Origin of the sequence: Dyadobacter sp. CY261 (assembly GCF_021440085.1) — a bacterium.
Taxonomy (GTDB): domain Bacteria; phylum Bacteroidota; class Bacteroidia; order Cytophagales; family Spirosomataceae; genus Dyadobacter.
In genome coordinates this window covers 109,946-130,249 of record NZ_JAKCPW010000002.1, presented here as the reverse complement: position 1 = coordinate 130,249, position 20,304 = coordinate 109,946, and the positions used below count along the sequence as shown (strand labels likewise).

The 20,304-nt window shown below is 47.2% G+C and carries 16 protein-coding genes; 11 read left to right on the top strand and 5 right to left on the bottom strand.

Annotated elements, in window-relative coordinates; all coding sequences use genetic code 11:
* Positions 1–47: 47 nt before the first annotated feature.
* The 3 genes from LZD49_RS07880 to LZD49_RS07870 form a co-directional block, all read right to left on the bottom strand.
* On the bottom strand, positions 48–1,418 hold the full coding sequence (locus tag LZD49_RS07880) for a HAMP domain-containing sensor histidine kinase (protein WP_234666797.1): 1,371 nt from the start codon (positions 1,416–1,418) through the stop codon (positions 48–50).
* Positions 1,415–2,092 (bottom strand): response regulator transcription factor, encoded by a 678-nt coding sequence (locus LZD49_RS07875; RefSeq protein ID WP_234666796.1) that lies wholly within the window; start codon positions 2,090–2,092, stop codon positions 1,415–1,417. The genes LZD49_RS07880 and LZD49_RS07875 overlap by 4 nt, the downstream gene beginning before the upstream one ends.
* Before the next feature lie 212 nt (positions 2,093–2,304).
* Positions 2,305–2,865, bottom strand: coding sequence for a DinB family protein (locus LZD49_RS07870; protein WP_234666795.1), 561 nt, complete (start codon positions 2,863–2,865; stop codon positions 2,305–2,307).
* 315 nt (positions 2,866–3,180) lie between these two features.
* Between LZD49_RS07870 and LZD49_RS07865 the strand changes: the two genes are divergently transcribed.
* The 3 genes from LZD49_RS07865 to LZD49_RS07855 are packed head-to-tail and all read left to right on the top strand — an operon-like array spanning position 3,181 to position 6,635.
* Positions 3,181–3,792 (top strand): DUF4136 domain-containing protein, encoded by a 612-nt coding sequence (locus LZD49_RS07865; protein ID WP_234666794.1) that lies wholly within the window; start codon positions 3,181–3,183, stop codon positions 3,790–3,792.
* 4 nt (positions 3,793–3,796) lie between these two features.
* Entirely contained in the window at positions 3,797–4,456 is a 660-nt protein-coding gene (locus LZD49_RS07860; protein WP_234666793.1) for a hypothetical protein, read from the top strand.
* Between the two features lie 31 nt (positions 4,457–4,487).
* Positions 4,488–6,635 (top strand): hypothetical protein, encoded by a 2,148-nt coding sequence (locus LZD49_RS07855; RefSeq protein ID WP_234666792.1) that lies wholly within the window; start codon positions 4,488–4,490, stop codon positions 6,633–6,635.
* A 68-nt stretch (positions 6,636–6,703) separates the two neighbouring features.
* Here LZD49_RS07855 and pheA read toward each other — a convergent pair whose 3' ends face one another.
* Together pheA and LZD49_RS07845 are read right to left on the bottom strand one after the other, a co-directional pair.
* Positions 6,704–7,777, bottom strand: coding sequence for a prephenate dehydratase (gene pheA / locus LZD49_RS07850; RefSeq protein ID WP_234666791.1), 1,074 nt, complete (start codon positions 7,775–7,777; stop codon positions 6,704–6,706).
* 111 nt (positions 7,778–7,888) lie between these two features.
* Positions 7,889–9,760, bottom strand: coding sequence for a DNA topoisomerase IV subunit B (locus tag LZD49_RS07845; RefSeq protein WP_234666790.1), 1,872 nt, complete (start codon positions 9,758–9,760; stop codon positions 7,889–7,891).
* A 274-nt stretch (positions 9,761–10,034) separates the two neighbouring features.
* On the opposite strand from LZD49_RS07845, the gene LZD49_RS07840 reads away from it, so the two are divergent.
* From LZD49_RS07840 to LZD49_RS07805, 8 genes are read left to right on the top strand one after another with little or no spacing between them, the layout of a single operon-like run.
* The gene (locus tag LZD49_RS07840; protein ID WP_234666789.1) at positions 10,035–12,578 is read left to right on the top strand and encodes an SLBB domain-containing protein; all 2,544 of its coding nucleotides are present in this window, start codon (positions 10,035–10,037) and stop codon (positions 12,576–12,578) included.
* Positions 12,579–12,580: 2 nt separating this feature from the next.
* Entirely contained in the window at positions 12,581–13,675 is a 1,095-nt protein-coding gene (locus LZD49_RS07835; protein WP_234666788.1) for a hypothetical protein, read from the top strand.
* A 2-nt stretch (positions 13,676–13,677) separates the two neighbouring features.
* Entirely contained in the window at positions 13,678–14,511 is an 834-nt protein-coding gene (locus LZD49_RS07830; protein WP_234666787.1) for an ABC transporter permease, read from the top strand.
* Positions 14,512–14,528: 17 nt separating this feature from the next.
* Positions 14,529–15,785 carry an ABC transporter ATP-binding protein gene (locus tag LZD49_RS07825; protein ID WP_234666786.1) on the top strand — a complete coding sequence of 419 codons (1,257 nt, stop codon included), beginning with the start codon at positions 14,529–14,531 and terminating at the stop codon, positions 15,783–15,785.
* Complete coding sequence (locus tag LZD49_RS07820; protein ID WP_234666785.1) at positions 15,778–16,860, top strand: DegT/DnrJ/EryC1/StrS aminotransferase family protein; 1,083 nt, start codon at positions 15,778–15,780, stop codon at positions 16,858–16,860. The genes LZD49_RS07825 and LZD49_RS07820 overlap by 8 nt, the downstream gene beginning before the upstream one ends.
* A gap of 4 nt (positions 16,861–16,864) precedes the next feature.
* Positions 16,865–18,922: a glycosyltransferase family 39 protein gene (locus LZD49_RS07815; RefSeq protein WP_234666784.1), complete on the top strand. Its 2,058-nt coding sequence runs from the start codon at positions 16,865–16,867 to the stop codon at positions 18,920–18,922.
* Between the two features lie 8 nt (positions 18,923–18,930).
* Entirely contained in the window at positions 18,931–19,629 is a 699-nt protein-coding gene (locus tag LZD49_RS07810; protein ID WP_234666783.1) for a WbqC family protein, read from the top strand.
* A gap of 2 nt (positions 19,630–19,631) precedes the next feature.
* Positions 19,632–20,288, top strand: a complete 657-nt coding sequence (locus LZD49_RS07805) for an acetyltransferase (protein ID WP_234666782.1) — start codon at positions 19,632–19,634, stop codon at positions 20,286–20,288.
* Positions 20,289–20,304: the final 16 nt, after the last annotated feature.

The following is a 20,304-nucleotide window of genomic DNA, read 5'->3' as shown; positions in this document are numbered from 1 at the left end:
GAGCTTTTCCGTTGTTAAAGAGGCATTAACGCTGAATTAAAAAGAAATTAAAAAGGAGGAAATTTAAGAATGAAGGTCGTGCCGCTACCCAATGCGGACTCTACTTCGATGCTGGCACCTTGCATGTTGATAATGCGCTTCGTCAAAGCCAGACCGATGCCATAACCCGCCTTGCTGATCGTGGATTGGCTGCGATAGAAAGTATCAAAAATATAGGGTAGTTCCTCCTGCGCGATCCCGATCCCCATGTCGCGGAAGTAAATAATGATCAGCTTGTTTTTGATTTCGAGGTAAACGTTGCAGGTTTTGTCGGGCGAATATTTGCAGGCATTGTCCATCAGGTTCAAAAATGCTGTGCGGAGAAGACTTTCATCACCAAAACGTTTGAGCTGCTCCTCATCCTCAGGAATTTTGTCATAATGGATACTTACCTCATAACCCGGGTTTTTCTGCTGGACTGAGGCCTTTGCCTGCCACAGCACCTCGTCTACCCGGATTTTTGAGAACGTCACCCTGAACGCATTTTCTTCGGTACGGGCCAGTTCGAGCAGGCGACTCACGAGCTCGTTCATTTCCTTCGCTTCCGACCATATCCCCTTTAATGCATCCTGGTACTCGGTGGCAGTACGCTCTTTCATGAGGCTCAGTTCGGCCTCGCTCATGATCAATGCGAGTGGCGTGCGCAACTCATGCGATGCATGCGAGACAAAATTCTTCTGCGCTACAAAAGCAATTTCCAACCTTGTCAGCATTTGATTAAATGTCTCCGCGAGCAGTGCCAACTCATCCTTTTCCCGTCCCACCTTCACCTTTTCATGCAGGTTTCCAGCCGAGATGTTGTTGACCTGATCGATAATATCGGAAACCGGCTTGATGGCGTCATTAGAAAACTGCCACCCCGCCACCCCCACGAGGATCATCGATAACAGCCAGCCGATCAAAAGGATCTCACGCAGGCGGTTCAACTGGTTCATCCCCAGATAATCGTTTGCAATCACCGCTACGACCCATGGTTTGCGGTGATCCTGTAAAATATGCCGAATGATGATTACCTCTTTTTTTTCGTGTTTGGTATGAATTTCCTTTCCCGCCCGCGCTTCTGAAAGCATCATTTTAGAAAGCCTGAAATTCTCCCTGCCGCTCACGAATATGACGGAGTCGGAACCGTCGTAAATGGTGATTTCTTCGTCAAGCAGGATGGTCTTATTCTCTTTTTCGATCTTTTCGATATCGGCCTTGCTGATCCCATGGCTCGCTTCCACGAGTTGAGCGATGGTCTGCCCGCGTTCGTTCAGAAAGGAAAGGAATTGCTTCTCGCGGTACTGATCGTAAAAAAAGTAAATAGCAACACAAAACAACGCCATAATGGAGCCTACCAGCATGGTAAAAAGCAACGTCAGGCGCGTCTTAATGTTCATTCTTCCTTGAAGATATAGCCCATGCCCACAACGGTATGAATGAGCTTGGTAGGATAGTCCTTATCCACCTTTTTACGGAGAAAATTGATATAAACGTCGATCACGTTCGTGCCGGTGTCAAAGCGGATGTCCCAGACCTGCTCGGCGATGTCCACGCGTGAGACCACCCGCCCGCGGTTGCGCATGAGGTATTCCAACAGCGCAAATTCCTTTGCTGTGAGATCAATGCGATTACCGCCCCTTCTGGCTACCTTTTCATCGAGGTTCAGTTCAAGATCCGCCAGCATGAGCACCTGGCTGGATTGCTCACGTGTGCTGTTGCGTTGGGAAAGTACTTTGATGCGGGCGATGAGTTCGCGAAACTCGAAAGGTTTTACAAGGTAATCGTCGCCACCGGCTTCGAAGCCATCCAGCTTGTCGTCGATAGTACCTAATGCGGTCAGGAAAAGAATGGGAGTGGTCAGGCCGTCGGCGCGGAGCTGCTTGGCAAGGTCGTAGCCGTTAAGCAAAGGGAGGTTTACATCCAGAATAATCACGTCGAACCGGTAGTTGGAAGCCATTTTCTTACCGACTTGTCCGTCGTAAGCCAGTTCCACTTCCCACGATTGTTCTTCGAGCCCTCTTTTCAGAAAGCCGGCCAGCTTCGGTTCGTCTTCAACGATAAGTATTTTCATAGGATGAGCAAACAGTTTAAGGTGCCAAATGTTGCACAGATTTTTTGCTTAAAAAAAGGCTGTCCGAAATATCGGGCAGCCTTTTTGTCTATATCCACACCATTGGAACGTTGGCATTTCTCAACATCCTACGTTCTATTATAATGCAAAATATAAAATTTATATTATAAACAATAGGTAGCCCCCTATTTTTACAAAATTTCATGTAAGTATCAGTAATAATCTGCGGAATTGTCATAGTCCGGGCGATCACCGTGTGTACCGTATTCGTCGTCCTCCCCGACACGCATTGCCTTCGCTGCTTTTTTAATGAGTCCGACCTGCCCTGCATGGTAAACATCGTGCTGGATCACTCCGTGGATCATTGTATAATAGGAATAATTACGGCCGGGCACAAATTCTTCCAGGAAGCTGTCGTCCTCGATCTTTTCCAGCTCAGAAACAAGCTCCTCTTGTGAAAGGCTTAGTTCCATCTGGATTGCCTCCCATTCGAACTCATCCACTACCGGAAACTTCTTCCAGTCCTTATCCTGCGTTTTGATATCAAACTCGGCATCTCCCTGTAACTTCCGCACGGCAAAAATCCGCCATGTGGTCATGTGGTACACAATTTCGGCGATAGAATGGGTATTTGTACTCAGGCGCGTCTCCGCCATTTTCGGGGTTACATCGCGCAAAGCCTCCACTACCGACGGGCCGTACCAGGCCTCTTCGCTTTCGTAGGTGTCGTTAAGTACATCTATGATCCTTAAAATCTCTTCTTTTGATTCCATATCTTTAAATTAAACAGCTGCAAATTTACATCGTTTCGGACGAAGATTCTCCAAATGCGTTTTCAATATTAAAGAGACATTTTGCCGAATTCCATACTCTCCGCGCCCGCCTTCCAACCATTTACGGAGTGACACCGTCACCTTTGTGTATTGATGAGTTTAGAGTTTATGAGTTTAAAGTATCTTGTTTGGAATCATTGTTCATCGAGCTGAGTCTCATCGGCTCGTCAACTTTAAACTAATGAACTCATAGACTCATAAACTTTAAGCATTTCAATTTTCGTTTATTTAACAAATTTTAAATTACATACTCAAATGTTCAAAAAAGCCTCTTTCCTCCTACTGATAGTCGGCCTGGGGTTGATGTCGTGCTCCAAGGACCCGATCAGCGACCTTTCCAATGAGGAATCATTGGTATACATCACAAACCACGATCAATCCGCTAATTTCAGTCAGTACAAAACATTCAGTATCGTGGATTCGGTGCTGATCGTCGAAAATAACCGCGCTGGTACTTCGCTGGATGAGATCGACCGCGCGATGCTTCAACGGCTCATCACCAATATGCAAAATATGGGTTATAAATATGTGAGCAAAAATCAGAAGCCGGATGTCGGCATTAATGTCTCCTGGATCACCAATACGTATCTCAATGTGGTCTCCCAGCCGCTTTCATCCTACTACGGCGGTTACTGGGGTGGTTATGGTTATGGCTCCCCAAGCTATTACAGCTATTATGAAACGAGCGAAAGCTCATGGCTGATCTCGATGCTCGATTTCAAAAATCCGCAGACGACACCGTCCGGTAAAACTTTTAATGTGGTTTGGGACGCTCAGATCCGCGGCGCTGCCATCGGCGACCAAAACCTCATCGACAAAATGGCGGATTCCATTTTCGGACAATCCGATTACCTCAAAATCAAGTAACCCAATGAAACGAATCATCATTATTGCCCTTTTTCTTGGCAGTGTTCTGCCCGCATTAGCGCAGGAAAAACCGAAGTTATACACCATTGCCTCACCATTTGAACGCTACACCCACTACCTGGCCACTGTCCGTTACACCGGTGCCGTGCCAATGGGCTCATTCAAGGATAATTATATCGATAAGTCATCCTTTCAAAACGCGTCCATATCTATTGAATGGGTGTTAAGAAATTCGCCGCTCTCCGTTGGTGGCGAAATCGGTTCTTCGTATTTCGAGAAACGCGTGCCGCGGGCTTTGTACGAGGGCGAGGACGGAACGATATCAGCGGTGCAAACCCGCACCGTATCGCAATATCCTGTGGAACTATTCGCAAACTATCTCTTTCTTCCCAAAAATTCTACTGTTCAACCGTACATTCAGGTCAGTGGCGGCGCTAGCATTCTCGACTATACGATTTATTACGGAACGCTGTCGTTGCAAGACCAAAAAGTACGCTTCAAATATGGCGTAGGGGCCGGTTCCAGATTTTTATTCAAGAGGGACGGGACGTTTGGGCTCGATGTGCGTGTCAAGTATGATGGAACCGCTTACAAATTCGACTACATCGACAAAGGCATATCATCTGTGAGCGGTTCGATAGGACTATTCTATCGTTGGTGGTAACAAACGCATCGTGACACAAAAAAAGAAGGTTTTGACCAAAACATCATTTCTCTGGATCAGTGGCATCCTCGCATTCCTGATCGGTTCCGGGCTCTGGGCCTGGAACAGGTTCGGGCCAAGCGGCCACAAAAGTTACGTGCAGGTTACAGAAGGCTTTCCTACGGCCCGGACGCTCGACTCAGCATCGCATGCCTGCGATCTCGTGATCAGGAGATACCGGCAGGTCGGCCGCGAAATGCAGTTCGAGCTCGCTGCCAATGCGGGTGGCCTCTCCCCTTACGACGTAAAGATTACCCAGAATGGCCAAACACAAACCTTCCAGGCCGTGGCGCATCGCTACGGCACGTGGCTCACGATCCCCGATGTACAAGCTGCCGGTGGTGAAGCGCGGATCAGTGTAACCAGCCTCGGCCAGCAAGGCTGCCAGACTACGGCCGCATTCAACTTCGAAGGCTCTGTGGTCAACGAAATCGTTGATAGTAAGGACTGGATCCGGCAGGGTAGTAAGGATAACTGGCTAGACGTACGCCCGGTGCGAAAAGATGGCAAACTCTTCCTCCGCGACTTCGCCAACTATAACGACAACCGCACCAAAGTGGTTATGATTGACGGCATCGTCGTGAATGGACTGGAAAACGGTATCGAGGTGCAACCCGGCTATCTCTACTCGGTCATTGCCCGCTGGATAGATGCCCCATATAATGACTGGTGGAATGCAGCCAAAAACAGGTCGGTACGCCAGCAAAATATCTGGATAGCAGGTAAACCGGCGCAAACTGCTTCCAATGCACTGACCCGCGTGGACATTCCGGACTGGTTCTCACCTTCTCGCGGCATTAATGTCGATTTCGACACGAAGTTTCCCGAATTCGAGCCCATTAAAGGAAAGCTGGTGATGCAGTACCGGCTCAACAATTATGTGCCATCTGATAATTATTATAAACGCGGCATTTCCTATTTGTCCAACACAGAAAAGGAATATCCCGCCGAAAAGATGCATTACACGGCCACTCCCAATTATTTCGGCGACAAGGACGAGAAGTGGTTTGCAAGCCTGTCCAAAGAGCAGGTAGAGGCATTGGTAGGTGTGCCCGGCTTTGGTGTGTATGCTTATGACTTTGAATTTTGGAGCCAGCATTATCCAAAGGAAGTGATTCAGCGGCTCATATGGTTTTCTAGGGTGGTTAAAAAAAACCATCCGGATATGCACTTGATGGATTATTGGGGTGGCGGGGCTTACACTAACCCGCATATCAACACCGTCGGCGGCGCAGATCCAAAGAAATTTATCAGCGAATATTCAGCCCCAAAATCCAATAACCCGAATTTCGACCCATTGCCAAACGGCGACAGTTTCCGCGAAATATTCAATACCACGCCGATCGACGTGTATCCCAAGCCCATGTTTGCGACCGACAATGCCGGTAACTCGCCCAACAATTTCGTACTGCTCTCGGCGATCCACTCGTTGCGGATCAACAAACTTCTGCCATATCAAAAGAATAACAAATTCATCTTTTATGGCTGGAACCGCTATATGCCGTTGTACAAAGATCCGATTGTACCCTGGAACTACCAGCTAACCGATCCCAAGGGAGAGCTCATCATGAACCAGCTCGAAATGATGCCGGCCAGCCAGGCATTGAGCTTTTCTTTATTCTCATTAATCCTGTTTGACGGCTATTACCTCTGGCATGACGGCGCACCGAGTGCCCAAAATCCGAACGCCTACAAGCTTTCCAAAGATATGTGGGGCTGGGGCTACGAATGGTATCCCGCCGACGGAAAGACGCCCGAAAACGAAGTAGGGCGCAACACCAACGGCGGAACAGCCGCTCCCTACTGGGACTTCCCGACCGAATATTACGCACTAGGTAACTGGATGGCGAAGCAGGTGGAAGACGTACTCACCGGAGGCCAAAATCGGGACCTGGCATTTCAAATGAATGGCCAGTGGATACAGCCCAAGAAAGAACAGGTACTGCTCGCCATCGACGGAAAGCAACCATTTATTACTTCCATTGTAAAAGGGAACCAGATCGTGGTACTTGCAGTCGATTCGTTTCAGCAGCCGTCGGCGCAGCGGAAAATGAAAGTGCGGTTGCCTGACGGCGTGGAAACGGAAATTGAATTGTACGGCAACTGGCCTTCGCTGTACCGCGGGACATTGAAAAAGTAGTTTTAATGCATGATAAAAGCAGAAAAGCTCACTATCGAAGTGCGCTTTTCTGCTTTCAAAAATTCTTGCTATGATACTCTTACATAACTACCCAGCCATTTTAAATGCGTCCCATATTTGTGCATGATCTCCTGCACCCGCAGATCGTCCATATGTCCGAGGAACTCTACCAGGAACCACGCGCGGAATGACGCTTCGCCGCGCAACGGCCGACTTTCGATTTTGGTAAGGTTAATGCCGCGATCGTTGAAATCTTTCAGAAACTCGAATAGTACGCCGGGCCTGTTAGTATTGGGCAGGTTCGCGATGATGGTCGTTTTGTCATCGCTGCTCTTCACGTTTGTAAAATCTTTTGCTAAAATCAGGAAGCGTGTCTGGTTCTGGTCGCTGTCTTCAATGTTGTCAAAAAGAATGGGTACCCCAAACAGCCGTGCGGAAATAGACGAGCAAATGGCTGCTGCTTCCGGTTCTTCGGACGCCAGTTTGGCCGCTTTGGAGGTGGAATCTACCGGGATAAGCTCGACGCCCATACCTTCCAGATATTCATGAATAAATTTTCCGCATTGCCGGAAGGCAATGTCTTTCGAATAAATTCTTTTGATCGATTTCAGACTATCGGACTGTGATGCAAAGGTAAAATGTACCTTTAAAAGCATTTCCGCCACAATCGAAAGGTTCTTTTCCCGCAAAAAATCCACTGTTTCAACGACTATTCCTTCCTGGTTGTTTTCAATCGGCACTACACCAAACTTCGCGCGACCAGTTTCCACACTTTCAAAAACGGAATGGATTGTTGGCAACACCAGGTATTCGCTCATCGCCCCGAAACGCCCTTCGGCCGCCTGGTGTGTAAAACTTCCTTCCGGTCCGAGATAGGAGACCCGCTCCGGAAGTTCCAGATTACGGGATACCGCAAAAATTTCAAAGAAAATGGCGTCGATTGCCTGACGGGTCAGTAACCCGCTATTATGCCTTGCCAGCCGGTCGAGGATCTGCTTCTCCCGTTCCGGGCGGTAGATAATCGATTGAGAGGACCGCTTCAATTCCCCTACCGTTCTCACGAGCTCCATACGCTCATTCAAAAGGCTCAGTAATTGGTCGTCCAACCCATCGATCCTGTTCCTTAATTCCTGTAATTCCACAAAGATGTTTTAAATATGATGATCAAAACCGGGAGGCGCATTTACACTGCTGGATAAAGGTCTTCCCGGTCAGATATTACTTGACACTCCCAAAGATAATGCACGATGGCCCTACCCAGCGAGCGCCAACTCCTCTACATTCTTCTCTACTTTCAGATTATCAATGATAAACCGTTGTCTTTCAGGCGTGTTCTTGCCCATAAAATAGCTCAGTAGTTTCTGAATGGACGTTTCCTTTTGAAGGATTACCGGCTCTACCCGCATGTCTTCTCCGATAAACTTGCCGAATTCCTCCGGAGAAATCTCTCCTAATCCCTTAAAACGGGTAATCTCCGGTTTGTTCCCCAGCTTGTGGACAGCCGCCTGTTTCTCTTCCTCGCTGTAACAATAAATGGTTTCCTTTTTATTACGGACCCGAAATAATGGCGTCTCCAATACAAACAAATGCCCATTCCGAACCAGATCGGGAAAATATTGCAGGAAGAAGGTCATTAGCAGCAACCGGATATGCATTCCGTCGACGTCGGCATCCGTGGCGATGATAATGCGGTTAAAACGTAGGTTTTCTACTCCGTTTTCAACGTCCAAAGCATGCTGTAAAAGGTTAAATTCCTCGTTTTCGTAAACGATTTTCTTAGTTAGCCCAAATGAATTGAGTGGCTTACCCCGTAAACTGAACACAGCCTGCGTCTGAATATCGCGTGATTTCGTGATTGAACCGCTGGCGGAATCCCCTTCTGTAATGAAAAGAGTGGTTTCATAGCGTTGATCACTTTTCAGATCGGTCAGATGGAGACGGCAGTCACGGAGTTTTTTATTATGCAAATTGGCTTTTTTCGCGCGGTCGTTAGCTAGTTTTTTGATACCTGCCAATTCCTTCCGCTCCCGCTCCGATTGCTCGATGCGCTTCTTCAATGCATCGCGCGCTTCGGGGTTCATGTGCAGGAAATTATCCAGCCTTTCTTTCACAAAATCATTGACAAACGTCCTCACTGTCGTGCTGTTAGGATCAGGCGTGATGGTGTTGGAACCCAGCTTGGTTTTGGTCTGTGACTCAAAAACAGGCTCCTGGACACGGATGGCAATAGCCGCGATGATCGACGAACGGATGTCTTCCGGCGCATAATCTTTATTAAAATGTTCACGTACCGCCTTCACAACTGCTTCTCTGAATGCAGCGAGATGGGTACCTCCCTGTGTCGTATATTGACCATTCACAAATGAGTAATATTCCTCACCATATTGGTTGCCATGAGTCATCGCCATTTCAATGTCCTCGCCCTTCAAATGAATGATCGGGTAACGGAGCGTTTCCGGGTCGGATTTGCTTTTCAAAAGATCGAGCAAGCCGTTCTGGGAAAAATATTTCTGACCGTTGAAGTTGATCGTCAACCCGGCATTCAGATAGCAGTAGTTCCAGATCATATTATCGAGGTACTGCGGAATGTACCGGAAATTCTTGAAAATCGTACCGTCAGGCTCAAACGCCACGTGCGTACCGTTGCGCTGGCTGGTTGTCCCCTCATCCGACTCGGTCAGAAGCGTTCCCTGGTTAAATTCCGCACTCTTGGTTTTGCCGTCGCGATACGACTGCACTTTGAAATGGCTGGAAAGCGCATTCACCGCTTTTGTACCCACACCATTCAACCCCACCGACTTCTGAAACGCGCCGGAGTCGTATTTGCCGCCTGTATTGATCTTCGAAACGCAATCCACAACTTTGCCCAACGGAATACCCCGGCCATAATCACGCACTTCCACGCGGTGCTCGGATATTTTAATCTCGATCGTTTTCCCATTGCCCATCATGTGCTCATCGATCGAATTATCAACCACTTCTTTCACCAGCACGTAAATTCCATCGTCCACCGACGAGCCATCGCCAAGCTTTCCAATATACATCCCAGGCCTCAGGCGGATATGTTCTTTCCAGTCGAGCGACCGGATACTACTCTCGTCGTACTGAACATTTGTACTTTCCATATTTATAACTATTCTTTTAGGAGATTCCTGCTTTCGGAACTTGTATTTTAATAAATTGAATCTTTTGTCGTTACCCTGTTATAACTTTGCGGGGCTTTGTGTGAACGGAGCCCGATTAATAGAAATTCTTTAAAAATAGGAAAAATCTAATTTACTTTGCCATGATATACACTACCAGAATATTGCGTGTACTCGAATCCCGAATTCAAAAATACTAGTCTTACACATAGTTTTAATGAATTTTCAGACTTTCAATAGTACAATAATTCTTCTTATGAACAGATCCAGGTTGGCTAAAAGTTATAAATCTATACTTCCCTTTTTCCTGAGTTTAATCATTTCGTTACCCACTTTTTCACAGGTTACAGCTCCACCGGCACCGTCGGGCACGGCCGCTCCTTCTTCGACGGGGGCACAAGGCACGTCGCAGTCGGGTCCGAGAGGTAACACTACGGGCAACACCGGCACAGGAAACACGCAATCTGGCCCCGGCGGTCAGCAAGGTGCAAACCAGCAGGGTGGTGCGCAGCAGGGCAACCAGCAATCGGGCAACCAGCAGGGAAATGATGGCCAGGGAGGAGATAAAGGCAAAAATGCTGCGAACCAGAACGGTCAGAATGGAGAAGGTGGCGATCAGAGTAAGATCAACAAAAGCACCAGCACTACGCTGACACCCGAACAACAGCAGAAAGAAGCATTTCGTCAGAAAATCTATGGCTACTCAATCTTCGCCGACAAAAATCTTGCTCCAATCCCTGACTTACAGATCGTTACACCTACTACTTACGTGGTAGGACCTGGCGACGAGATGAAAATTTATCTCTATAATTACGCAGAGAGCACCTTCGAAGTTGTTGTCAACAAAGACGGTTTTATCAGCATTCCGCGCGTTGGAAATGTGATGGTAGCCGGCCGCACGATTGAAGAAATCAGAAAAATCCTGATCGATAAGTTCTCCAAATTCGTGCCCGGTATGATCGGTACAGGGGGCGAAACAGCCCGCACAAAACTCATGGTTACCCTTGGTGACGTACGCTCTGTAAAGGTTTTTGTAACAGGTGAAGTTATCAATCCCGGTACTTATACGGTATCGTCGCTCTCATCGGCATTCAATGCACTGTACCAGGCCGGCGGCCCTAATGAAATTGGATCTTTCCGCGAAGTGCGTGTAGTGCGCCAAGGCAAGGTCGTGTCCAGGATAGATATTTACGATTACCTCGTGAATGGCAAGATAGACGGTGACATCCGCGTGCAGGAAAATGACAATATTGTAGTGGGATATTATCTGAAGCGCGCCGAAGTTGCTGGTATGGTGAAACGTCCGGGTATTTATGAATTGAAACCCGAAGAAAAACTCGGTGATGTGCTTCGGTACTCAGGCGGTTTCAACGACAAAGCGTACCGCGCCCGAATAAAAATCCAACGTATCACTTCGAAAGAGCGTAAGATCCTGGATGTTGCCGAAAGCCAGTACGACACGTTTGAAATGGCAACAGGCGATTCCATCAATGTAGAAACCGTACTTGATCGCTACGAGAATATTGTTACCATCGAAGGCGCGGTAATGCGTCCGGGCGAATATTCCCTCGATAATAGCCCTTCACTCAAAGTACTTATCGAAAATGCGCAGGGAATGCGTGAGGATGCATTTGTTGGCCGCATCAATGTGCTCCGCACGCGTGAAGACCTGACTATCCAGACCATTCCTATTAACTATACAGATGTTTTAAACGGTGTAACGCCCGATCTCATTTTAACGCGCCTCGACCAGATAATAGTCCCTTCGAGATTTGAAATGGCCGAAACAGCTTACGTAAGCGTGGAAGGTGAGGTAAATAATAAAAAAATCGGTGAGAACGATGGTAAATTCCCCTACACCACAGACATGACGCTCGAAGATGTGCTGGTGCAAGCCGGTGGTCTGAAAGAATCGGCATACACGTCAGAAGTAGAGGTAGTACGGAGGAAAAGAAATTCAATAGCCGGTGCAGCGAATGCTCAGATTTCAGAGGTCTATAAGTTCAATGTCAATCGGGACCTGTCAATGAACGCTAAGGCAACCAACTTTGTCTTATTCCCGTTCGACCAGGTGATCGTTCGTAAATCTCCCAACTACGTTGAGCAGCAAACGGTGTTCGTTGAAGGTGAAGTACTGGTTACCGGGCCTTACACCATTATCAACAAGAACGACAAGATCAGCGACGTTATCAAAAGAGCCGGCGGCCTTACGGAACTCGCTTATCCGGAAGGTGCTACCCTTCTACGTCGTACGGTCGTGAAAAACCTCGACGAGGCCGTAGATTACGAGCAGGTACAGCAAACGGAAAAAAGCATTAAACAGGGGACCCTCACCGGTGACCTGCCTAATGTAAAAGAAGAAAAAATCGGTATTGTACTGAAAAACATTTTGAAGAACCCTGGTTCTTTCGAAGATCTGGTAGTACAGGAAGGCGATATCATCCGCATTCCGAAGCGTTTGGAAACTGTTCAGGTAGCAGGCTCGGTGTTATACCCAACAACCGTGAAATACGGTAAAGGGATGAACTTCACCGATTATATTTCTCAGTCAGGAGGTTTTACCGTACAGTCGCTCAGAAAGAGCTCATACATCAAATATCCAAATGGCAATATCGATCGTACGCGAAGATTCCTTTTCTTCAATGTGTATCCCAAAGTACAGCCCGGTTCTGAAATCTTTGTTCCGACCAGAGCCGCTCCGGTACTGAACCCACAACAAACTATTGCAACCGCTACCGGTTTATTAGGTTCGGTAATGTCATTAATTTTAGCAGTATTAGCTTTCCGTTCAATTAACTAACCATGGCGACAGCGACCACGCATCAAATTCCGGAAGACGAGCTATCCCCGAAGGAAGTCGTCGAGAAAGTATTGGTAGTCAAAAATGCACTGATCCGTAACTGGAAATGGCTTTTGCTTCTGCCGGCCGCAGGTTTTGGTATCGGCTATGCCATGGATACCTATCAAAATAAGCCACCTAGCTTTGAAGCCAACGTCGTGTTTAACCTCGGTGCCGCTGGGCAGAGCTCGGGCTTGGGGGATGTAGCCGGCTTGCTGGGTCTCGGCTCGCAGCCGGACGCGAACATTTTTACTGGAGACAACTTCTTCTACTTTGTAAAGTCGCGCCCGGTACTGGAAAGAAATCTTATGAAGGAGGTAGATGTGAATGGTAAAAAGGAACTCCTGGCAAACTTTTACATCGATTCAAGCGGTATCAAAAATTCGGACTGGGAAGATCGCCCTGATCTTCAGAAGTTCCATTTTGAGACCAACGACCTCAAAAAAATGGATCTCAGCTCGCGCATGATCCTGAATTCAATCGTGAAACGCGCGGCTGAGGCTACTGAAATTGCGGCGCTGGACCGAAAGTCGTCGTTCACATCACTTTCCACCAAAATGGAGAATGAACGCCTGGCAGGACTTTGGGTGACCACCCTTTTGGAAACGGTAGAAGAAATGTATACCGAAAATCAGACCCAGAAAACACGGAAAACTCTCCGCCTGCTGCAACATCGTGCCGACTCTCTTGCGAGTGTTTTGGGTATCGCAGAGCATAGATTGGCCAGAGAGCTCGATTACAGCGAGCAAATCATGATGCCTGAGGCCAAAGTCTCTGCCAAAAGCATGGAAAGAAAATCGTCCTTCCTGCAACAACTCTACTATGAGGCAATGGCCAATGCGGAGAAAATGCGTATTTCACTCGTAAAAGAAGCCCCTCTTTTCACCGAGATCGAAGGTATCAAAGTACCCCTGGACGTAAAATATGAAGATAAGCGGAATGCTAAAATCGGAGCGTTGGCAGGTTTGATGATCGCGCTGATCCTGATCTATTTCAGGACCGTATTTTCTTCTCCCACCACCACGACTACCGTACGTAAGGAAGTAGTAACGGCATAATCATGGCAACTCAACACTCTATTACTATCAAGGCGGGCGGGTCTGAAAAGGACTATTGGAAAGACCTCTGGCTCAACCGGCAATTGCTCTGGATCCTTTCCAAAAGGGACATTTCTGTCCGCTACAAACAAACATTGCTCGGCGTAGCATGGAGCGTTTTGCGACCGCTCATGACGATGACTGTCATGGTGTTTGTTTACAGTTATGTTGCCAAATTAAAAGCAGACCCCGGTGTTCCGTACCCTTTAATGGTACTTGTGGGGTTAACGATCTGGACGTTTTTTGCCAACACATTCACCCAAATCAGCAACAGTATCCTCATTAACCATAACCTGGTTTCAAAAGTCTACTTCCCTCGTCTGCTCATGCCAATGAGTTCCATTGCCGTTGGTTTTGTGGATTTTCTGATCACTTTCGGCATTTATCTACTGGTTACGGCATTCTTTCAGTATCCTATTAGCTGGCAGATCATCTTTCTTCCTTGCTTCGTTTTGCTTACATTTATTACTTCAATGGGCTTCGGCCTGTTTTTTGCAGTGCTGAATGTACGCTTCCGGGACATCGGTCAATTGATTCCCTTTATGGTTCAGGTGGGCATGTATGTATGTCCAGTGGCTTATTCGAGCAGCCTCGTTCAAGGCACCTGGTACGAGAAATACTACAATCTGAACCCACTGGTAGGGATTATTGACGGTTTTCGCTGGTGTCTTCTGGGGAGCAAATCCTATTTCAACCCGCAGAGTTTGTATTCAACGGTTATTACATCATCGATCATTTTGGTTATTTCGGTGATCTATTTCCGTAAAAAAGAGAATACTTTCGTAGACCATATCTGAAATAACTACTCTTGGGCATGTCTGTAATTGTAGCTGAAAACATCAGCAAAAAATATATCATCGACCATCAGCGTAAAACTGGGTCATCCAGCTTACGCGACATTGTTTCCGATAAAGTCGATAAGTTGTTTCGTAGACCGGGAAGAAACGGTTTTGCCGAGAAAGAAGAGTTCTGGGCGTTGCAGGATGTGAATTTCAGCATCGATCAAGGTGATCGCATCGGAATCGTAGGCCATAATGGTGCAGGTAAATCCACCCTGCTCAAAATCATGAGCCGGATCACTGAGCCAACCACCGGCCAGATTAAAATCGACGGTCGCATTGCCAGCTTGCTTGAAGTAGGCACAGGCTTTCACCCTGAGCTGACCGGCCGCGAAAACATTTTTCTCAACGGTGCCATTCTTGGCATGTCAAAAGGTGAAATCCGGCAGTCGTTCGATGCTATTGTTGATTTTGCGGGAGTTGAAAAATTTTTAGATACGCCTGTTAAAAGATACTCTTCCGGGATGTACGTCCGCCTTGGTTTCGCGATCGCCGCACACCTCAATCCTGAAATCCTGATTGTAGACGAAGTATTGGCCGTGGGAGATACAGAATTTCAGAAGAAGTGTCTGGGTAAAATGCGGGATGTTTCGGAAAGTGGCCGTACGCTCCTGTTCGTAAGCCACAATCTTACCGCCATTCAGGCGCTTTGCAACAAATCATTCTATTTTGAAAAAGGACGTCTGATCGACCAGGGCGAGACTACGCACATTGTAACGAACTACCTTAGCAAAGTTTCGCACAAGTCGTTGGAAAAGCATTGGGATAATATCGAAGCGGCTCCCGGAAACGACCAGGTGCGTGTGAAGAGCTTCAAACTTTTCCCGGAATATCAGGACGATCTGACACATATCGACGTTCGTACGCCAATCAACTTCCAATTTGAATTCTGGAACCTGGTGGAAGGCGCTTCATTGAACCTCAGCATGCACCTGTACACATTTACGGGAGAATGTATTTTCAATGTGGGCACTGCCGCTGAGAATTTTTCAAAAGGGATCGTCCGCGGCACCTGCGAAATCCCAGGCAACTTCCTGAACGATGGCTCTTATGTAGTTTCTATGATGATTGTAAAAGATACGAGCACCGTACTTTACAACATGGAAGAGGCCCTAGTTTTTGATATTGAGGATTATCGTGAAAATGTGACCTGGTATGGCAAATGGCCCGGATATATTCGCCCTCAACTCAATTTTTCCATTCGCCAATCTGAACACGTAGTGAATGATTAACGTCACTAAAACCTTTCTACCTGACCAGGAAGAATATCTGCAATACGTCCGTGGAATCTGGGAACGTGGTTATCTGACCAACAACGGCCCGCTTTTACAACAGCTTGAAGAACAGCTAAAAGAATATCTGAACGTAAATCACCTGTACTTTTGCGGTAACGGAACGATCGTTCTTCAAATCGCTATTAAAGCTCTCGAGTTAAAAGGAGAGATCATCACGACGCCCTTCTCCTACTGCGCAACTTCGAATGCGATTTTGTGGGAAAACTGCACGCCGGTCTTTGTTGATATCGACCCGGCCTCATTTAATATCAACCCCGGGCTGATTGAAGCCTCCATTACACCTGAAACGTCGGCTATTCTGGCGACCCACGTTTATGGAAACCCCTGCGATGTGGAAGCTATCGAAGCGATTGCTCAAAAACATAACCTGAAAGTCATCTACGACGCTGCACACGCATTCGGCGTGACCTATAAAGGAAAATCACTCCTTGCATTTGGTGATTTGAGCACATGCAGCTTCCATGCTACAAAAGTGTTTCATACCATCGAAGGCGGCGCTTTGATCTCCAACCATCCCGAACTTGACCGTAAGCTGCATTTACTGCGCGCATTCGGTCACCAGGGCGACGAACATTACGAATTTGCCGGAATTAACGGCAAAAATTCCGAGTTTCACGCGGCAATGGGGCTGGTTAATCTCCCGCACGTGCCCGCGATCATCCAGGCACGCAAGGACGTTTTTGCGGCTTATGATAGTCTTCTCAATTGGGATGTTCTTTATAAACCTACATTGAGCGCCGATATTGAATATAATTACGCTTACTATCCCGTGGTGTTTCCTTCCGAAGAGGTTATGTTCCGGGTAATGGAGGCATTGAAGCTCGAGGATATTATTCCGCGCCGGTATTTCTATCCTTCCCTGAATACACTTTCTTTCATGCCAAGGCAAATTGCGTGTCCCGTTTCCGAGGATATCGCGGCAAGAGTATTAAGTTTGCCATTATATGTGGGGCTGCCTTACGAGGACATTGAGCGCATTTCCCGCATTATCAACGGTCATTTATCGCGATAATCGCATGGTCATTTTTTATTGGCTAACCTTTTTCCTGTTTTTATACGGCATCAGCTTTGTTGCAAAAAAGATTGCTCAACCTTCGCTTTCAGAGCTGATCATCATTTTCTTCCTGCTTTTCACCGGTAGCATCATCCCTGCCGGCTTTGTACTGTCGGCACTGGACCTTACAGCTAATGTTTTTGCCTGGATCGGTGGCACTTATATGGTTCTGGGCCTGCATTACCTGCTCTGGACGAGACTTGTCCCGAATAATGCGTCTTATACCATCCGGGGCCTTGTAGCCAACCGGACAGCTACTTTCAGGCTTTGGACCAGAGAGTTGTCCGTGTATCTCAAAGTCATTTTCGGGGCCATGTTCCTGACGTTCGCAATTATCGGGATCACCAACCTGATATTGGTCCTGTTCACAGCTCCCAATGAATGGGACAGCATGACCGGCCACCTCAATAGGGCCATTCGCTACATCCAGCGTGGGACAATGGAGCACTTCGGCGGGGCCAACTGGAATATGGATACGTATCCAAAGAGCCTCACCACGATTCACGTCTATTCCTACCTGATTAGCGGGGACATTGAAAATGCATTCAAGCTCATTCACCAAATGGCCTATTATGTAACGCTGGTGTCTGTTTTTGGGATCGCACAAAGGATCGGAAGAAACCTGTCGGCCAGCTTTTTCTGCGCTTTGGCATACAGCATGTTCCTCGATTTCCTGATGCAAGCTGTCACCACCGAAACAGACATCGTGCTGACGGCCTATCTGAGCTGCCTGCTTTATTTTCTTTTTACCTTTTATACCAGCCGCGACAATCGTTATCTCTACCTCACTGGGATTGCGTTCGCCATCGTCACAGGCCACAAAGCGACATTCGCACTGCTTATGCCCTCGGTGTTTGTGATCATGATCTATACCGTTTTCCTGGCTCCTGATTTTAAAGTGTTTTTTGAAAGGACCTTGCGACTCGGCATTGCGATTGTCTTATTTGCTTTAATTTACATATTGCCTACGGGCTACATCCGTAACATTCAGGTTTTCGGCCACCCGATCGGCCCTCCTACGGCACGGTACCACCAGTCGTACGAGCGGGCTGGCGGCGCGGCCAATCTGTTCGAGCAAGGCAGCCGGAATGTGGTCCGCTATACCTACGATTTTTGCAACCTCGACGGCATCAGGAATGCGCAATGGGGCTATGACCTAAACACCGCTATCCGTAAACCGCTGGTAGTCCTGGAAGATAAATTGCGCATGCGCCTCGACGAAGAGACGGATTTCACCATTGTTCCATTTTCATTTCAGCGAGGGTTCTATTATTACAATGCTAATCCTTACTGGGGAGCGTTCGGTTTTGCGCTGATCCTACCGATCATGCTGTTGGTATTGTTCCGCGTTTTCAGGTCACGGGTTCATTTCTTTTTAGTAATTGCATTCTGCCTTAACCTGGCCGCGATTTCTTATTCGGCAGCCTATGACCCGTTCAAGGGTCGATATTTTATGGAAGCCGGCATATTCGGCGTGCTCTTCCTGCTTTTGTTATTCTCCCATCATCGCCTGTCCATTATCAAGCCGCGCAGAAACGTCTGGAAAGGCTATATCATGCTGGTGGTGGGGCTGGCTTGTATTTCTGCGATAATGGCGGTGTATCTCAACATTCGCTGTCTTCCACTCCCGTCATTTGGAATGGAATCTGCATTGACGATGGATCGCATTCCCTATCAGACATTTGCGAGACCCGACATCACCAGAGCATACGTCCGCTTCGACTCTATAGTACCCGAGAATGCTACCGTGGCACTGGCTACCGTGAACAGTGACTTTGAATACCCGCTTTATGGCAAAGACCTGACCCGGAAACTCATATCCATCAATCCTTTCGAAGAAGGCCTGCGCCCGATCCCAAAAGACGCCGATTACCTCTTTTACGCTCGCAAGGTGATTAACGACACCAGCAAAATCCGTGCATTGCCTACCGACATCCGGTTGGGATCGGATACGACCTTATATCACCATATCTTTTTGAGTGAAAAAGGCGAAGATTATTATCTGCGAAAACTCAAATAGCCCAAACCATGACTATTGCTATCATGCAGCCGTATATTTTCCCATATATCGGCTATTTCCAGCTGATCGCTGCCGTGGACAAGTTTATCATTTATGACGATGTAAACTTTATCAACAAGGGCTGGATCAACAGGAACAACATTCTGGTAGGCGGGAAAGCTCATATGTTTACCATTCCGCTCAAAGACGCGAGTCAAAACAAATTGATCCTGGAAGTGGAGCTCGCCAGGCACGAGCAGTGGCAGAAAAAGTTATTAAAGACCATTCAGCAGTCCTATCAGAAGGCCCCCTGTTATCAAAAGGTTTTTGATCTGATTGAAGAAATCGTAAATTTAGACGTTGAATCAATTAACGAGCAGTCTATATACGCATTGCAGAAAACTTGCGCATACATGGGTATAGGCACGGAGATTGTTCCCTCTTCAACAATATATAACAATAAACACCTGAAAGGACAGGACCGGATCCTGGATATCTGTAAACGGGAACAAGCAACCCATTACATCAATCCGATTGGCGGAGTTGACTTGTACGACAAAGGGAAATTTGAAAAAGAGGGAATAAGACTTGACTTCATAAAAAGTATATCAAGCCCTTACCCCCAATTTAAAAATGCTTTCGTACCTTGGTTGTCTGTTATAGACGTTCTGATGTTTAACGGTCCGGATGATATCAGGAAACAATTAGAGGCATACGAACTAATTTAGGAATGGCGAAGATTATCGTTTTTGGAGTACTCGACACAGCAGAACTAGCGCACTACTACCTCACTCATGACTCTGAACATGAGGTTGTTGCATTCACTATCAATCGCCAATACATCGAACAGGACAATTTCCATGGCTTGCCCGTAGTAGCGTTCGAAGATGTAGAAACCATTTTCCCGCCTTCGGAATACCAGTTCTTTGCCCCCATGACCGGCCGTAACATGAACCGCAACCGGGAGGCGATTTACAACCACGCCAAAGCAAAGGGCTATCAATTCATTTCCTATATCAGTTCCCGTGCGACACTTTTTGATAATGTGATCGGAGAGAACTGTTTTATCCTGGAGGACAATACGATTCAGCCATTCACGACCATCGGTAACAATGTTGTGATGTGGAGCGGTAACCATATCGGCCATCACGGCCAGATTAAAGACCATGTTTTCTTTACGTCACATGTGGTGCTTTCAGGGCATTGTGTGGTGGAATCGTACTCTTTCTTTGGCGTAAACAGTACCATCCGCGATTACACAACTATCGCACAAGGAACGTTGGTGGGAATGGCTTCGGCGATAATGAAGGAAACAGAAGAATGGGGAGTGTATGTCGGAAATCCTGCGAAAAAAGTTCCCGGAAAGATGAGTTACGAAGCCTATTAAAGGGTCCGGCCAACCC